The organism is Streptomyces sp. NBC_00252 (assembly GCF_036187565.1).
Lineage (GTDB): Bacteria > Actinomycetota > Actinomycetes > Streptomycetales > Streptomycetaceae > Streptomyces.
The window spans coordinates 6,847,825-6,863,156 of record NZ_CP108087.1 but is presented as its reverse complement, the minus strand read 5'-3'; the positions used below and the strand labels follow the sequence as shown (position 1 = coordinate 6,863,156).

The following is a 15,332-nucleotide window of genomic DNA, read 5'->3' as shown; positions in this document are numbered from 1 at the left end:
AGAGACCCAGCGTGCTCATACGACTTCTGCGGACCTATCTCAGGCCCTACAGGAAACCCATCCTTCTTCTGGTGCTGCTGCAGTTCCTGCAGACCTGCGCCACCCTCTACCTGCCCACTCTGAACGCGCACATCATCGACAACGGTGTGGTGAAGGGTGACACCGGCTACATCCTGTCCTTCGGCGCCCTGATGATCGGGATCTCGCTGGTCCAGGTCGTGTGCAACACCGGTGCCGTCTACTTCGGCGCGCGCACCGCGTCCGCCGTCGGCCGGGACATCCGGGGTGCCATCTTCGACCGGGTGCAGTCGTTCTCGGCCCGCGAGGTCGGCCAGTTCGGCGCGCCCTCGCTGATCACCCGGACGACCAACGACGTCCAGCAGGTCCAGATGCTGACCCTGATGACGTTCACGCTGCTGGTGTCGGCGCCGATCATGTGCGTCGGCGGGATCATCCTGGCGCTCGGTCTCGACGTGCCGCTGTCCGCGGTGCTGGTCGCCGTGGTGCCGACGCTGACGATCTGCGTGACGCTGATCGTGCGCCGGCTGCGGCCGCTGTTCCGGTCGATGCAGGTGCGGCTCGACGCGGTGAACCGGGTGCTGCGCGAGCAGATCACCGGCAACCGCGTGATCCGCGCCTTCGTCCGGGACGAGTACGAGAAGGACCGGTTCCGGAAGGCCAACAGCGATCTCACCGAGATGCAGCTGAGGACCGGCAACCTGCTCGCGCTGATGTTCCCGGTGGTCATGACCACGGTGAACCTGTCGTCGATCGCCGTCGTGTGGTTCGGCGCGCACCGCATCAACAGCGGCGGGATGCAGATCGGCGATCTGACCGCGTTCCTCGCCTACCTCATGCAGATCGTGATGTCCGTGATGATGGCCACCTTCATGTTCATGATGGTGCCGCGCGCGGAGGTCTGTGCCGAGCGCATCGAGGAGGTCCTCGACACCGAGAGCAGTGTCGTGCCGCCGCTCGCGCCCGTCACCCAGCTGCGCCGGCACGGGCACCTGGAGATCCGCGGGGTCGGGTTCTGCTACCCGGGCGCCGAGGAACCCGTACTGAAGTCCATCGACCTGGTGGCCCGCCCGGGCGAGACGACGGCCGTGATCGGCTCGACCGGCAGCGGGAAGTCCACCCTTCTGAGTCTGGTCCCGCGTCTGGTTGACGCGACCGACGGGGAGGTCCTCGTCGACGGGGTCGCCGTGTCGACCATCGACCCGGTGCTGCTCGCCAAGACGGTCGGCCTGGTCCCGCAGAAGCCGTACCTCTTCGCGGGCACGGTCGCGACCAACCTTCGCTACGGCAATCCCGACGCCACCGACGAGGAGTTGTGGCACGCGCTGGAGGTGGCGCAGGCCAAGGGCTTCGTCGAGGGGCTGGAGAACGGCCTCGACTCCCCCATCGCCCAGGGCGGCACCAACGTCTCCGGCGGTCAGCGGCAGCGGCTCGCGATCGCCCGGACGCTGGTGCAGCGGCCGGAGATCTACCTCTTCGACGACTCCTTCTCCGCCCTCGACTACGCGACCGACGCGGCGCTGCGGGCGGCGCTCTCGCAGGAGACCGCCGAGGCGACCGTGGTGATCGTGGCGCAGCGGGTGGCCACCATCAGGGACGCCGACCGCATCGTCGTACTCGACGAGGGCCGGGTCGTGGGGACGGGCCGCCATCACGAACTGATGGCGGACAACGAGACTTACCGGGAGATCGTGCTCTCCCAGCTGACGGAAGCGGAGGCTGCCTGATGGCCGGGCCCATGGGGCGGATGATGGCCGGGACGGGCCCCGACGCCCGTTCGATGGACTTCAAGGTGTCCGGCAAGCGGCTGATCGGCCAGTTCAGGCCGGAGCGGGTGACCATCGGCATCCTGCTGATGTGCGTCGTGGTGAGCGTCGGGCTGAACGTGGTCGGGCCGAAGATCCTCGGCAACGCCACCGACCTGGTGTTCGCGGGCATCATCGGGCGGCAGATGCCGGCCGGGACGACCAAGGCGCAGGCTCTCCAGGCGATGCGCGACCGCGGCCAGGGTTCGGTCGCGGACATGCTCAAGAGCACGGACTTCACGCCGGGCAAGGGCATCGACTTCACCTCGGTGGGTCATGTGCTGCTGCTCGCGCTGTGCACGTTCCTGGTGGCCGGGCTGCTGATGGCGGTGGCGACCCGGATGGTCAACCGGGCGGTCAACCGGACCATGTTCCGGCTGCGCGAGAGCGTGCAGACGAAGATGTCGCGGCTCCCGCTGTCGTACTTCGACAAGCGGCAGCGCGGTGAGGTGCTGTCCCGCGCGACCAACGACATCGACAACATCGGGCAGACGCTCCAGCAGTCGATGGGCCAGCTGATCAACTCGCTGCTCACGATCATCGGCGTCCTCGCGATGATGTTCTGGGTGTCCTGGCTGCTCGCCCTGGTCGCGCTGGTGACCGTGCCGCTGTCGTTCCTCGTCGCCACCCGCATCGGCAAGCGCTCGCAGCCGCACTTCGTGCAGCAGTGGCGCTCCACCGGCAAGCTCAACGCGCACGTCGAGGAGATGTACACCGGGCACAACCTGGTCAAGGTCTTCGGCCGGCAGGACGAGTCGGCGCACCTGTTCGCCGAGCAGAACAACGCGCTGTACGAGGCGGGCTTCAAGGCGCAGTTCAACAGCGGGATCATGCAGCCGCTGATGATGTTCGTCTCGAACCTCAACTACGTGCTGGTGGCGGTGGTGGGCGGCCTGCGCGTCGCGTCCGGTTCGCTCTCCATCGGCGATGTGCAGGCGTTCGTCCAGTACTCGCGCCAGTTCTCCATGCCGCTGACCCAGGTCGCGTCGATGGCGAACCTGGTCCAGTCCGGCGTCGCCTCGGCCGAGCGGATCTTCGAACTCCTCGACGCCGAGGAGCAGGCCCCCGACCCGATGCCGAGCGAACGCCCCGCGGAACTGCGCGGCCTGGTCGCCCTGGAGCACGTCTCCTTCCGCTACGACCCCGACAAGCCGCTCATCGAGGACCTCTCGCTGACGGTGGAACCGGGCCACACGGTCGCGATCGTCGGCCCGACCGGTGCCGGCAAGACGACCCTGGTGAACCTCCTCATGCGGTTCTACGAGGTCTCCGGCGGGCGCATCACCCTCGACGGCGTGGACATCGCGCGGATGTCCCGGGACGAACTCCGGTCCGGGATCGGCATGGTGCTCCAGGACACCTGGCTGTTCGGCGGCTCCATCGCGGACAACATCGCGTACGGGGCCTCGCGCGAGGTCACCCGGGGCGAGATCGAGGAGGCGGCGCGGGCGGCGCACGCCGACCGGTTCGTCCGTACGCTGCCCGAGGGCTACGACACGGTCATCGACGACGAGGGCACGGGCGTCAGCGCCGGTGAGAAGCAGCTCATCACCATCGCGCGGGCGTTCCTGTCCGACCCGACGATCCTGGTGCTCGACGAGGCGACGTCCTCCGTGGACACCCGCACGGAGGTGTTGATCCAGAAGGCGATGGCCAAGCTCGCGCACGGCCGCACGTCGTTCGTGATCGCGCACCGGCTCTCCACGATCCGGGACGCGGACACGATCCTCGTCATGGAGAACGGCTCCATCGTCGAACAGGGCGCGCACACGGACCTGTTGGCGGCGGACGGGGCGTATGCGCGGCTGTACAAGGCGCAGTTCGCGCAGGCGGTTGCGGAGGTCGACTAGCCTCCGGGGCGGGCCGTCGTCTTTCGTCCGACGGCCCGTCGTGGCTGGTCGCGCAGTTCCCCGCGCCCCTGAAACGCGCCCGTGTTTCAGGGGCGCGGGGAACTGCGCGACCAGCCCCCACCGGTCCGCAGCCGGGATCAATCCAGATAACCCCTCAGCTGATCCGCAAAAGCGTGGTCCCGCAGCTTGTTCAGGGTCTTCGACTCGATCTGCCGAATCCGCTCCCGCGTCACACCGAAGATCCGCCCGATCTCCTCCAGCGTGCGCGGACGCCCGTCCGCCAGCCCGTACCGCAGCTGTACGACCTTCCGCTCCCGCTCCCCCAACGTCGACAGCACGACTTCAAGGTGCTGCCGCAGCAACAGGAACGCCGCGGACTCCACGGGACTCGTCGCGTCACCGTCCTCGATGAGGTCACCGAGGGCGACGTCGTCCTCCTCCCCCACCGGCGCGTGCAGCGAAACCGGCTCCTGGGCGAGCCGCAGCACCTCGCTGACGCGCTCGGGCGCGAGGTCGAGGTGGTCGGCCACCTCCTCCGGCGTCGGCTCGTAGCCGCGCTCCTGGAGCATCCGGCGCTGGACCCGGACGACCCGGTTGATCAGCTCGACGACATGCACCGGGACGCGGATCGTGCGGGCCTGGTCGGCGAGGGCGCGGGACATGGCCTGGCGGATCCACCAGGTCGCGTACGTCGAGAACTTGTACCCGCGGGCGTAGTCGAACTTCTCGACTGCCCTGATCAGCCCGAGGTTTCCCTCCTGGACGAGATCGAGCATGGTCAGCCCGCGCCCGACGTACCGCTTGGCGACGGAGACGACCAGGCGCAGGTTCGCCTCGATCAGACGGCGCTTGGCCATCCGGCCCATGACGACCAACTTGTCCAGGTCGAGGGCGAGTTGGCTGTCCAGATCGAAGGCGCCGCCGAGCTTCTCCTCGGCGAACAGACCGGCCTCGACGCGGCGCGCGAGGTCGACCTCCTCGGCCGCGGTGAGCAGCGGGATGCGGCCGATCTCGCGGAGGTACTGGCGGAACAGGTCCGAGGAGGGCGCGCCGTTGTCGGCGGCTGCCCGGCTGCGGGGCCGTACGTCGGGCTCGGGGGCCTCGGCGGTCTCCACCGCTTCGGCCGTCGGTTCTTCGAGCTCGGGCGGGCTCTCCGGGTCCGCGGTTTCGGGGTGGTGCGCGGCACGGCTCTGCGGAGGGACGGTCGCGAGGACATCGGTCTCCGCTTCCGGTTCCGCGCCGTCCGTCGTGCTGGTCTCGGTCTGGTCGAGGGTCTGGGTCTGCACGGGGGCGACCTCCAGGATGATCGCTGCCAGAGGGTACGGCAGCGGTACTTCAGGGGCGGAGTCGGCGGCCTCGCCGCTGTCCGTCCCGTACTCGATGAGCGGAACCGCGGGGGTGAAGGACCCGCTGGGGACGGATCGGCCGCGCTCCGAGGACTCAGGCACCGGAACCCAGTGTGGAGTACGACACATCGCCGCCACGAGGGGCGTGCGGTGACTTTTTGAGTCCGTTCCGTGACTACGTGCTCAGAGCGCTGTGGCGCCGTGCACCTGGAGTGCCTGGTCGTACTGCTGGAGCACCCACAACTCGTTCTGTACGGCGGCCAGTTCGGCGGAGTCGCCGAGGCTGCCGAGGCGGGTCATCGTGCCCTGGATGTCGCGGATCCGGCGGACCACGGCTCTGCGGCGGACGGTGACGAGCTGCTCGCCCGCGTAGTTCTCGTCGACCGTGCGGCGCAGGATCGCCTCGACGGCCAGCTCGGTGACCATCGCGCGGACCGCGTCGTCCGGGGCGGCCTCGCGGACCCGGACGAGATAGTCCTGGGCGTCCTGGAGGCCGTACTCGGCGCCGCCCGCCTCGATGATCGCCTCGCGCACGGCGGCGTAGGGCGGGGCGGTGAACTCGTCGACGCCGTACGCGTCGAAGGCCGGGGAGACCAGGTCGGGGCGCTGGAGGGCGAGTTTGAGTAGCTCGCGCTCGGTGGCGAAGACCGGGTTGCGCAGGGTGAGGGCGGGGCCGCCGGTGGGGGTGCGCGGGGCGGTGTCGTACTGCTGACGGTCGGTGCCCCTGGCCGGTGCGGGGCCCTTGCCGCCGCGGTCGCGGGCCCAACGGGCCAGCTGGGCAACCCTCTTGACCACGAACTGGGTGTCCAGGATGCCGAGCATGCCGGCGAGCTGGACGGCGACCTCGTGCTGCGCGCCGCTGTTCTTGATGCGGGCGACGATCGGGGCGGCCTCGTCCAGGGCGGCGGCGCGGCCCGCGGGGGTGTCGAGGTCGTAGCGGACGACGATCTGGCGGAGCGCGAACTCGAAGAGCGGGGTGCGGGGTTCGACGAGGTCGGCGACCGCCGCGTCGCCCTTGGCGAGGCGCAGCTCGCAGGGGTCCATGTTGTCCGGGGCGATCGCGATGTACGTCTCGGCGGCGAACTTCTGGTCGTCCTCGAAGGCGCGCAGGGCCGCCTTCTGGCCGGCCGCGTCGCCGTCGAAGGTGAAGATCACGCGCGCCGAGCCGTTGTCCATCAGGAGCCTGCGGAGGATCTTGATGTGGTCGCCGCCGAAGGCCGTGCCGCAGGTGGCGATGGCGGTGGTGACTCCGGCGAGGTGGCAGGCCATGACGTCGGTGTAGCCCTCGACGACGACCGCGCGGGAGGACTTGGCGATGTCCTTCTTGGCGAGGTCGATGCCGTAGAGGACCTGCGACTTCTTGTAGATCGCGGTGTCGGGCGTGTTGAGGTACTTCGGGCCGTTGTCCGACTCGTAGAGCTTTCTCGCGCCGAAGCCGACGACCTCACCGCCGATGTCGCGGATCGGCCACATCAGGCGGCCGCGGAAGCGGTCGATGGGGCCGCGGCGGCCCTCCTGGGCGAGGCCGGAGAGCAGGATCTCCTTGTCGCTGAAGCCCTTGCCGCGGAGGTACTTGGTGAGGTGGTCCCAGCCCTGCGGGCTGTAGCCGACGGAGAAGTGCTCGGCGGCGGACTGGTCGAAGCCGCGCTCGGCGAGGAACTTGCGGCCCGCGTCCGCCTCGGGGCTGACGGCGAGCTGCTCCACGTAGAAGTCGGCGGCGACCTTGTGGGCCTCGACCAGGCGGATGCGCTCGCCGCGCTGGTGGGAGGGGTTGTACCCGCCCTCTTCGTACCGCAGGGTGATGCCGGCCTGGGCGGCCAGGCGCTCGACCGACTCGGAGAACGTGAGGTGGTCGACCTTCATCACGAACGTGATGGTGTCGCCGCCCTCCTGGCAGCCGAAGCAGTGGAAGAGACCCTTGCTGGGGCTGACCTGGAAGGACGGCGACTTCTCGTCGTGGAACGGGCAGAGACCCTTGAGGTTGCCGCCGCCCGCGTTCCGCAGCTGGAGGTACTCGGACACCACGGCGTCGATCGGGACCGCGTCCCGAACCGCCTTCACGTCCTCGTCGTTGATCCGTCCTGCCACGCGTGAATTCTACGGGGCCGGACTGACAGCAGTGACTACGAGGAGCTCGTGGCACCCAGGCTGTCCAGCGGAACGTGTGGGTCCGCGAGGGCCTCGGTGTCCACCCGCGCCCGGGAGCGGATGAGCTGCTGGATGGGCTCTGTGACGTCCCACACATTCACGTTCATCCCGGCCAGCACACGGCCCTCCTTCATCCAGAAGGCGATGAACTCGCGCTTGCCCGCGTCTCCCCGGATCACCACTTCGTCGTAGGAGCCCGGGGGCGCCCAGCCGGAGTACTCCATACCCAAGTCGTACTGGTCGGAGAAGAAATAGGGCACGCGGTCGTAGGTGACGTCCTTGCCGAGCATCGCGCGGGCCGCCGCCGGACCGCCGTTCAGCGCGTTCGCCCAGTGCTCCACCCGGAGGCGGGTGTCGAACAGGGCGTGGTGGAAGGCGGCCACGTCACCGGCCGCGTAGATGTCGGGGTCGGAGGTGCGCAGCTGTTCGTCGACGGTGATGCCGCCGCCGTGCGCGCGGTCGGCCAGCTCCAGGCCCGCCGCCTCGGCGAGCCCGGTGCGCGGGGCCGCCCCGATGGCCGCGAGGACGTCGTGCGCCGGGTGCTCCTCGCCGTCGTCGGTGCGGGCGGCCAGCACCATGCCGTCCTGGCCGACGATCTCGGTGAGCCGGGCACCGAAGTGGAACCGCACGCCGTGCTCGGCGTGCAGGTCGGCGAAGATCTGGCCCAGTTCGGGGCCGAGGACGCCGTGCAGCGGCGTCGCGGACGGTTCCACGACGGTGACCTCGGCGCCGTACTCCCGGGCCGCCGCGGCGACCTCCAGGCCGATCCAGCCGCCGCCGGCGATCACCAGGTGGCCGTTGTCCCGGCCGAGGGACGCCAGCACGTTCTTCAGGCGCTCGGCGTGCGAGAGGCGGCGCAGGTGGTGGACACCGGCGAGGTCGGTGCCCGGGATGTCGAGGCGGCGGGGCTCGGAGCCGGTGGCGATGAGCAGCTTGTCGTAGTGGACCAGGGTGCCGTCGTCCCCGAAGCGGACCGTCTTCGCCGTACGGTCGACGGCGTCGACGGTCTGGCCGAGGTGCAGCTCGATGTCGTTCTGCGCGTACCAGGCGGGTTCGTGCACGAAGACGCTGTCGCGCTCCTCTTTACCGAGGAGGTAGCCCTTGGACAGCGGCGGGCGCTCGTACGGGTGGTCGCGTTCGTCGCAGATCAGTATCACGCGGCCGGTGAAGCCCTCCGCTCGGAGCGTCTCGGCCGCCTTGGCGCCGGCCAGGCCTCCTCCGATGATGACGAACGTCTGATCCGCGTCGACCACTTGATGCCTCCTCGTAATGATGCCGCCATATGCGAGCGTCCCGCACGCAGCGTGATGCGGGAAGGGGGTGTGGCCCGATCAGGCCACGGAGGGTCACATTCGGGCTTGTTTCGCGTCACTGTGCCCCAGGGATGTGAGATGAGCGTGAAGAGACCGCGCCGACGCGTCCGTCAGGGAGGCGATCTGATCCACGATCACCCGCTTGCGGGCGCGGTCGTCGGGCGCCTCGTCGAACTGCGCGCGGAACTGCGGCTCCAGCCCGTCGGGCGCGCGCGTGGTGAGCACCTCGGCGAGTTCGGCGACCACGATCCGCTCGTCGGCGCGGATCCGCTCCTGCTCCGCACGCTGCATCACATACCGGTCGGCGACGGCCTTCAGGACCGCGCATTCCAGCCGCGCCTCCCGCGGTACGACGAGTTCGGCGTCGTAGCGGGTGAGGCGGCCGGTGCCGTACGCGGCGCGTGTGGCGGTCTCGGCGGCCAGGCAGAAGCGGCCGATGAGCTGGCTGGTGGCGTCCTTGAGGCGGGCCTGCGCCACGGCCGAGCCGTCGTAGCCGTGCGGCCACCAGGGCTCGTTCTGGAGGCGGTCCAAGGCTTCGGCGAGTTCGGCGGGGTCGGTGTCCGCGGGGACGTAGCGGCCGATGGCCACCTCGAAGACCTCTTGGCGCTCCGGCTCGGCGTGCAGGTAGTTCGGGTCGAGGTGGCCGGCGTGCAGGCCGTCCTCGACGTCGTGCACCGAGTACGCCACGTCGTCCGACCAGTCCATCACCTGGGCCTCGAAGCACGTGCGCGTGCCGGGGGCGCCCTTGCGGACCCAGTCGAAGACGGGCCTGTCGTCCTCGTAGACGCCGAACTTGCCGGACGCGGGGTCGGTGGGGTGCGCTCCGCGCGGCCAGGGGTACTTGGTGGCCGCGTCCAGGGTGGCCCGGGTGAGGTTGAGGCCGACGCTCGCCATCTCGCCCGTCGTGTCGCTTCTCACGAAGCGCTTCGGTTCGATGCGGGTGAGGAGTCTCAGGGACTGCGCGTTCCCCTCGAAGCCGCCGCAGTCGTCGGCGAATTCGTTGAGGGCCTGTTCGCCGTTGTGGCCGAAGGGGGGATGGCCGAGGTCGTGGGAGAGGCAGGCCGCCTCCACGAGGTCCGGGTCGCAGCCCAGGGCCGCGCCCAGCTCCCGGCCCACCTGGGCGCACTCCAGGGAGTGGGTCAGGCGGGTGCGGGGGCTGGCGTCCCAGGCCTGGCTGCGGGTGCCGGGGGTGACCACCTGGGTCTTGCCCGCGAGGCGGCGCAGGGCGGCGGAGTGGAGTACGCGGGCGCGGTCGCGTTGGAAGGCGGTGCGGCCGGGGCGTTTGTCGGGCTCGGCTGCCCAGCGGTCGACTGACGTCGGGTCGTAGGAGTGGGGTGTTGTCGTGCGTGTATCTGCGGTGCCTTCCATGGTTCGACAGTAAGCGGCGGCAGTGACAATTCGGGAGTTGCGGGGCGCCTACGCGTTTGCCGGGTGCGGATCCTTTGCGGCTGCGGGTGCGTTGTGGCTGGTCGCGCGGTTCCTCGCGCCCCTTGGGTGGGTGACGCCGGCGTTGGTTGCCCATGTCCGGTCGTAGCGGTGGAGGATCAGCCTTGCCATCGCGGGGTGGGCTCCCAAGGGGGCCGACGCGATCCAGGGGGCCGTCTCCGCGCACTGGGTCGCGAAGCGGCCCGGGGCCGTGAAGCAGGAGGCGACCGCCACCCTGTGGTGGCCTTGGGCCGTGAGGGTGTGGATCGCCTCGGGGACCGTGGGGGTCGCCGCCGAGGCGTAGGCCGGGATCACCGGGACGCCCAGGCGGGCGGCCAGGAGGTGGGCCGTGCGGCGGGTGTCCAGCTTCGACTCCGGGTCCCGGGAGCCCGCCGCGGCCAGGACCACTGCGCTCGCCCCACCGGGCCCTGTGTGCCAACCCGCCTCCACCAGGCGGTCGTAGAGGGTCTCCACCAGGAGGGGGTGTGGGCCCAGAGGGGGTGCCACGCGCGTGTGCGCCTGTGCCTGTGCGGCCAGTTCCGGGATGTCCTGCTTCACGTGGTAGCCGCGGGTCAGGAGGAGGGGGACCAGGATCGCTTCCGGGGTGGGGAGTTGGCCGAGGGTGTCCGGGAGGCGGGGTTCGTTCAGGTCGATGTGGCCCAGGTGGACGGGGAGGTCGGGGCGGAGGGCGCGGACGCGGGACTGGAGGGCTCGTACGGTGTGCAGGGCTCTTGGGTCGCGGCTGCCGTGGGCCACCAGGACGAGGGTGGGCGTGGTGCGCGGGGTGCGGTCCTCGTGAGGTGGGGGTGGCGGCGTCATGGAGTGATGGTGCCGAGGGGAGGTTGCCGTCCCGTTGCGCTGGCGACACGGGTCTTTTCCGGGGGTTCACGGTGGGGTGCCGGGGGGTGTGAGAACCGGAGCGGGTCGCGGCGCGTCTGTGACTGTCGAACCCGAACAGGGAGGGGCCCTTTCCATGCGTCGCCTGGAAATCCGCAGACCACGGCTGCCACGCACGCGTGCCGGATGGCGGCAGCTCGTGCAGGTGGTCGCCGCCGGGTGTGTCCTCGCGCTGCTCCCGGCCACCTGGCTGTGGGTGGCGACGGCCGACCGGCTGCGGACCGTCCAGGACGCGCCGCGCACCGATGTCGCCGTGGTCTTCGGGGCGGGCCTGTGGGACGGCGAGCCGTCGCCGTATCTCGCGCACCGGCTGGACGCGGCGGCGACGCTGTACCGGGAGGGCCGGGTGAAGGTCGTCCTGGTGACCGGCGACAACAGCCGCAAGGACTACGACGAACCGGACGCGATGCGCGTCTACCTGGCGAAGCACGGGGTGCCACGCGCGCGCGTGGTGACCGATTACGCCGGTTTCGACACCTGGGACTCCTGCGTCCGCGCGAAGAAGATCTTCGGCGTCGACAGGGCCGTCCTCATCAGCCAGAACTTCCACATCCGGCGCGCGGTCGCCCTGTGCGACGCGGCGGGCGTCACGTCGTACGGCGTCGGGGTCGACGAGTCGCACAACGTGACCTGGTACTACGGCGGCACCCGCGAGGTCCTGGCGGCCGGCAAGGCGGCGCTGGACGTGGTGTTCCACCCCGATCCGCAGTTCCTCGGGCACAAGGAGACCGGGGTGACGCGGGCGCTGGCCTCGGCCCGCTGAGCCCCTGTCAGCGGCGGTCGGTCCAGTCGCCGCCCTCGATCAGCTTGCCGTGGGCGCGGAGGCGGGCGGTGACGGCGGGGGCGGCCAGGTACACCCAGGCGCGGACGGCGGCACCGTCGGTCTCGCGGGTGACCTCGCGCGCGACGCGTTCGTAGAGGTTGTGCGGGTCGCCGGGGGCGTACTCCTCAAGTCGGTCCAGTTCGCCGAGGAGTTGGGGGTGGGCCTCGGGGCGCGCGGTGATTAGTTCGCCGACGGTCACCGCGCCGGGGGTGTCCACGGCGTACGGGTAGCCGGGGCCGTCGTAGAGGGCGGCGCCGTGGAGGCGTGCCCGTTCCTCGGCGTGCGTACGGCCGCGCAGGAACAGGTCGTGGTTGGGCTCGCCGGGGCGGAGCGTGCCGTAGACGAAGAAGGGGAGGGGTGGCGGCGTCATCTCTCTCCTTGGGCCCGGGGCCTGGGGTGAGTGGTGCGGGTGCTCGGGAGTCTTTGCACGCGCTATGGACATGACATGTCATGCCCCCTTAAATCTAAGCCAACATCAACTCCCTCTCCCCTCCCCCACTTTCGTCCCCGAGGAGACCGATGAGAACGATGAGTCAAGCACGGCGTGTCCGGGGTTCGCGGCTGGCCACGGCCGGTGTCGCCGTCGGTGCCGCGACCCTGCTGGCCGCCACCCTCGCCCCCACCGCCCACGCGGCCGACCGGCCGACCCGGTCCGGCGCGATCGCGAACGCCGCCTCCGCGCTGGTGAAGCATGCAGCGAGCCTGGGGCTCACGGCCTCGGAGGACACGTCGGTCCGTGACGTGATCGTCGACGCGGACGGCACCCAGCATGTCCGCTACGACCGTACGTACCGCCAACTCCCCGTCCTCGGCGGCGACTTCGTGGTCCACCTGGCGCCCAGCGGTGCGTACCGGAGCGCCGACCGCGCGACCCGGAGCTCCATATCCCTGTCGTCCGTGACGCCGAAGGTGGCCGCCCCGAAGGCGGCGGACCTGGCGGTGAACGCGTTGCGGGCGGCGCATCTCGGCGAGGCGCTGAAGAGCGTGACCGCCAAGCCGGAGCTGATGGTCGACGCGCTGCACGGCGCTCCGAAGCTCGCCTGGCGGACGAACGCGGTCGCCAAGGACTCGCTCGGCAACCCGGTCGCCCGCACGGTCCTGACCGACGCCCGCACCGGCGCGCAGATCGACGCCTGGGACAGTGTGGAGACGGCGACCGGTGACGGGAAGTCGCTGTACAGCGGGACGGTGCCGCTGGAGACGACGCTGTCGGGGTCGACGTACCAGCTCAAGGACGCGACGCGCGGCGGGACGTACACCGGTGACGCGGCGAACAAGACCGACCTGTGCATCCTCGGCATCTGCATCAGCCGCGCCCCGGCCACGCTGTTCACGGACGCCGACAACCACTGGGGAACCGGGGCGAGTTCGGACCGTTCCACGGCCGCGGTCGACGCGCAGTACGGCACCGACAAGACCTGGGACTACTACAAGAACGTGCACGGCCGCAACGGCATCGCGGGCGACGGCAAGGGCTCGTACAACCGCGTCCACTACGGCAACAGCTACAACAACGCCTTCTGGGACGACAGTTGCTTCTGCATGACGTACGGCGACGGTGACGGGACGCAGCTCGGTCCGCTGGTGGCGCTGGATGTCGCCGGGCACGAGATGTCGCACGGCGTGACGTCCAAGACGGCGGCGCTGACGTACTCGGGCGAGTCCGGCGGGCTCAACGAGGCGACCTCGGACATCATGGGCACGCTGGTGGAGTGGTACGCCAACAGCTCCTCCGATCCTGGCGATTACCTCATCGGCGAGAAGATCGTGCGGTCGGGCTTCGGCAAGGCGGCGCTGCGGTTCATGGACCAGCCCTCCAAGGACGGCAACTCCGCGGACTGCTGGAGCTCGTCGGTCGGGAACCTGGACGTCCACTACTCGTCGGGCGTCGCCAACCACTTCGCGTACCTCCTCGCGGAGGGCAGCGGCGCGAAGACCGTCAACGGCGTGAGCTACAACTCGCCCACGTGCAACAGCTCTTCGGTGAGCGGCATCGGGCGGGACAAACTGGGGGCCATCTGGTACCGGGCGCTGACGGTCTACATGACGTCCTCGACGAACTACGCCGGGGCCCGGACGGCGACCCTCAACGCGGCCAAGGACCTTTACGGCGTGGGGAGTTCGGAGTACGCCGCGGTGGGCGCGGCGTGGAGTGCGGTGAACGTGGGGTGAGCTGAGGCCCGGAGGCGGCGGAGTTTTATGCCGTGGCGATGGCCGGGCCGCGCTGGCTACGCTCCGGTGCCGCCGCCTCACGAACCGGAGCCATATGTCCTCCAGCGCCAGGATGCACGCCGACGAGCTCGACATCGACGGGGAGCTGGTGCGCCGGCTGATCGGCGAACAGTTCCCGCACTGGGCGGGGTTGCCCGTCACCCGGGTCGCCTCGGCCGGGACCGACAACGCGATGTACCGGCTGGGCGGGGACATGGTCGTACGGCTGCCCCGACTGCCCGGCGGGGAAGGGCAGATCGAGACGGAGCAGCGCTGGTTGCCGCGCCTGGCACCGTACTTGCCGCTCACCGTGCCGGTGCCGCTGGCGCTGGGTGAGCCGGGGTGCGGGTACGGGCTGCGGTGGGGGGTGTACGGCTGGCTGGACGGGAGCAACGCGTACGACTCCCCTCCGGCCGAACCAGCCGCCACGGCAGTCGGGTTGGGGCGTTTCGTCGCCGCCCTGCGGCAGGTGGACGCGGTGGGCGGGCCGGTGTCGTTCCGGGGTGGGCCGGTCGGGGAGCAGGACGCGGAGGTCCGTAAGGCGATCGAGGACCTGGGCGCGGACGGCACCCACGACGCGGCGCTCGCGACGGCGGCCTGGGAGCACGCTCTCGCCCTCCCCCCGTGGCAGGGCGCCCCCGTCTGGCTCCACGGCGACCTCCTCCCCGGCAACCTCCTCACCGTCTCCGGCCGGCTCACCGCGGTCATCGACTTCGGCGGCCTCGGGACCGGCGACCCGGCGGCGGACGCGCTGCCCGCGTGGGCCCTGTTCTCGTCCGGGACACGTGAACTCTTCCGCGAGGCGGGTGAGTTCGAGGACGCGGTGTGGGCCCGGGGGCGGGGGTGGGCGTTGTGCTTCGGGCTGGTGGCGGAGCACCACTACCGGGGTGGGCGGAACCCGATGCTGGCGGAGGTGGGGCATCGGGCGGTGGCGGAAGCGTTGAAGGAATTCGTGGCCATGAGTTCGTAGAATCCGGGGCCATGGCTGATCAGCGCGAGGTGTCCATCGTCCGTCGACCGGGGCCGGCCCTCTCCGCCGCGGACGGGCTGGGTGCGTTGCTGGCGGCGTACCACCTGCGGACGGAGGCCGAGAAGGGGGAACCCGTCGCCGATGTGGACGGGCTGCCGGACCGGTACCGGGCGGAGATCTCGGACCCTCGGACCGCGTTCGTCGACGATGTCGTGCTGGTGGCCGTGAGCGGGGGCACCGCGGTGGGCTGTCTGGTGGTGACCGCTCCCGCCGACGGGCGGACGGAGATCAAGCGGCTCTGGACGGAACCGGCGTTCCGGGGCCGGGGCGTCGCCTCGGATCTCCTCGGTGCGGGGCTCGCGGACGCGGCGGAGAGCGGTGCGGGCACCGTGCGGTTGTCGGTGTGGAAGTGGCGGACCGGGGCCATCGCCCTCTACGAACGGTTCGGCTTCACGGTCACCGAGTCATGGGACGAGCGGGATCAACTGGTCTGCATGGAACGGGCCTTGTGAGCGGTCCTGGCCCG

Annotated in this window: 12 protein-coding genes; 6 read left to right on the top strand and 6 right to left on the bottom strand. The window is 70.4% G+C overall.

Annotated elements, in window-relative coordinates:
• Positions 1–11 precede the first annotated feature (11 nt).
• On the top strand, positions 12–1,745 hold the full coding sequence (locus OHT77_RS30375) for an ABC transporter ATP-binding protein (RefSeq protein WP_266768398.1): 1,734 nt from the start codon (positions 12–14) through the stop codon (positions 1,743–1,745).
• Entirely contained in the window at positions 1,745–3,673 is a 1,929-nt protein-coding gene (locus OHT77_RS30370) for an ABC transporter ATP-binding protein (protein WP_328831601.1), read from the top strand. The genes OHT77_RS30375 and OHT77_RS30370 overlap by 1 nt, the downstream gene beginning before the upstream one ends.
• A 137-nt stretch (positions 3,674–3,810) precedes the next feature.
• Here OHT77_RS30370 and OHT77_RS30365 read toward each other — a convergent pair whose 3' ends face one another.
• The 5 genes from OHT77_RS30365 to OHT77_RS30345 all read right to left on the bottom strand — a co-directional run bounded on the left by OHT77_RS30365 (position 3,811) and on the right by OHT77_RS30345 (position 10,724).
• Entirely contained in the window at positions 3,811–5,121 is a 1,311-nt protein-coding gene (locus OHT77_RS30365) for an RNA polymerase sigma factor (RefSeq protein ID WP_328831600.1), read from the bottom strand.
• An 81-nt stretch (positions 5,122–5,202) separates the two neighbouring features.
• Positions 5,203–7,107 carry a DNA primase gene (gene dnaG, locus OHT77_RS30360; RefSeq protein ID WP_328831599.1) on the bottom strand — a complete coding sequence of 635 codons (1,905 nt, stop codon included), beginning with the start codon at positions 7,105–7,107 and terminating at the stop codon, positions 5,203–5,205.
• 35 nt (positions 7,108–7,142) lie between these two features.
• Positions 7,143–8,420, bottom strand: coding sequence for an NAD(P)/FAD-dependent oxidoreductase (locus tag OHT77_RS30355; RefSeq protein WP_328831598.1), 1,278 nt, complete (start codon positions 8,418–8,420; stop codon positions 7,143–7,145).
• A 93-nt stretch (positions 8,421–8,513) separates the two neighbouring features.
• Positions 8,514–9,848 (bottom strand): deoxyguanosinetriphosphate triphosphohydrolase, encoded by a 1,335-nt coding sequence (locus OHT77_RS30350; RefSeq protein WP_328831597.1) that lies wholly within the window; start codon positions 9,846–9,848, stop codon positions 8,514–8,516.
• 48 nt (positions 9,849–9,896) lie between these two features.
• Positions 9,897–10,724 carry a sirohydrochlorin chelatase gene (locus OHT77_RS30345; protein WP_328831596.1) on the bottom strand — a complete coding sequence of 276 codons (828 nt, stop codon included), beginning with the start codon at positions 10,722–10,724 and terminating at the stop codon, positions 9,897–9,899.
• A 154-nt stretch (positions 10,725–10,878) separates the two neighbouring features.
• On the opposite strand from OHT77_RS30345, the gene OHT77_RS30340 reads away from it, so the two are divergent.
• The gene (locus OHT77_RS30340) at positions 10,879–11,565 is read left to right on the top strand and encodes a SanA/YdcF family protein (RefSeq protein ID WP_328831595.1); all 687 of its coding nucleotides are present in this window, start codon (positions 10,879–10,881) and stop codon (positions 11,563–11,565) included.
• Between the two features lie 7 nt (positions 11,566–11,572).
• Here OHT77_RS30340 and OHT77_RS30335 read toward each other — a convergent pair whose 3' ends face one another.
• Positions 11,573–11,995, bottom strand: a complete 423-nt coding sequence (locus OHT77_RS30335) for a gamma-glutamylcyclotransferase family protein (RefSeq protein ID WP_328831594.1) — start codon at positions 11,993–11,995, stop codon at positions 11,573–11,575.
• Positions 11,996–12,153: 158 nt separating this feature from the next.
• Here OHT77_RS30335 and OHT77_RS30330 point away from each other — a divergent pair, with 158 nt between their 5' ends.
• From OHT77_RS30330 to OHT77_RS30320, 3 genes are all read left to right on the top strand, one after another.
• The gene (locus OHT77_RS30330; protein ID WP_328831593.1) at positions 12,154–13,797 is read left to right on the top strand and encodes a M4 family metallopeptidase; all 1,644 of its coding nucleotides are present in this window, start codon (positions 12,154–12,156) and stop codon (positions 13,795–13,797) included.
• 94 nt (positions 13,798–13,891) lie between these two features.
• The gene (locus tag OHT77_RS30325) at positions 13,892–14,806 is read left to right on the top strand and encodes an aminoglycoside phosphotransferase family protein (protein ID WP_328831592.1); all 915 of its coding nucleotides are present in this window, start codon (positions 13,892–13,894) and stop codon (positions 14,804–14,806) included.
• Between the two features lie 11 nt (positions 14,807–14,817).
• Entirely contained in the window at positions 14,818–15,318 is a 501-nt protein-coding gene (locus OHT77_RS30320; RefSeq protein ID WP_328831591.1) for a GNAT family N-acetyltransferase, read from the top strand.
• Positions 15,319–15,332: the final 14 nt, after the last annotated feature.

Excerpts from the sequence above, each read along its gene's own strand:
- OHT77_RS30370 (WP_328831601.1), top strand. The coding sequence starts at position 1,745 with ATGGCCGGGCCCATGGGGCGGATGATGGCCGGGACGGGCCCCGACGCC.
- OHT77_RS30350 (WP_328831597.1), bottom strand. The coding sequence starts at position 9,848 with ATGGAAGGCACCGCAGATACACGCACGACAACACCCCACTCCTACGAC.
- OHT77_RS30345 (WP_328831596.1), bottom strand. The coding sequence starts at position 10,724 with ATGACGCCGCCACCCCCACCTCACGAGGACCGCACCCCGCGCACCACG.
- OHT77_RS30340 (WP_328831595.1), top strand. The coding sequence starts at position 10,879 with ATGCGTCGCCTGGAAATCCGCAGACCACGGCTGCCACGCACGCGTGCC.
- OHT77_RS30335 (WP_328831594.1), bottom strand. The coding sequence starts at position 11,995 with ATGACGCCGCCACCCCTCCCCTTCTTCGTCTACGGCACGCTCCGCCCC.
- OHT77_RS30330 (WP_328831593.1), top strand. The coding sequence starts at position 12,154 with ATGAGTCAAGCACGGCGTGTCCGGGGTTCGCGGCTGGCCACGGCCGGT.
- OHT77_RS30325 (WP_328831592.1), top strand. The coding sequence starts at position 13,892 with ATGTCCTCCAGCGCCAGGATGCACGCCGACGAGCTCGACATCGACGGG.
- OHT77_RS30320 (WP_328831591.1), top strand. The coding sequence starts at position 14,818 with ATGGCTGATCAGCGCGAGGTGTCCATCGTCCGTCGACCGGGGCCGGCC.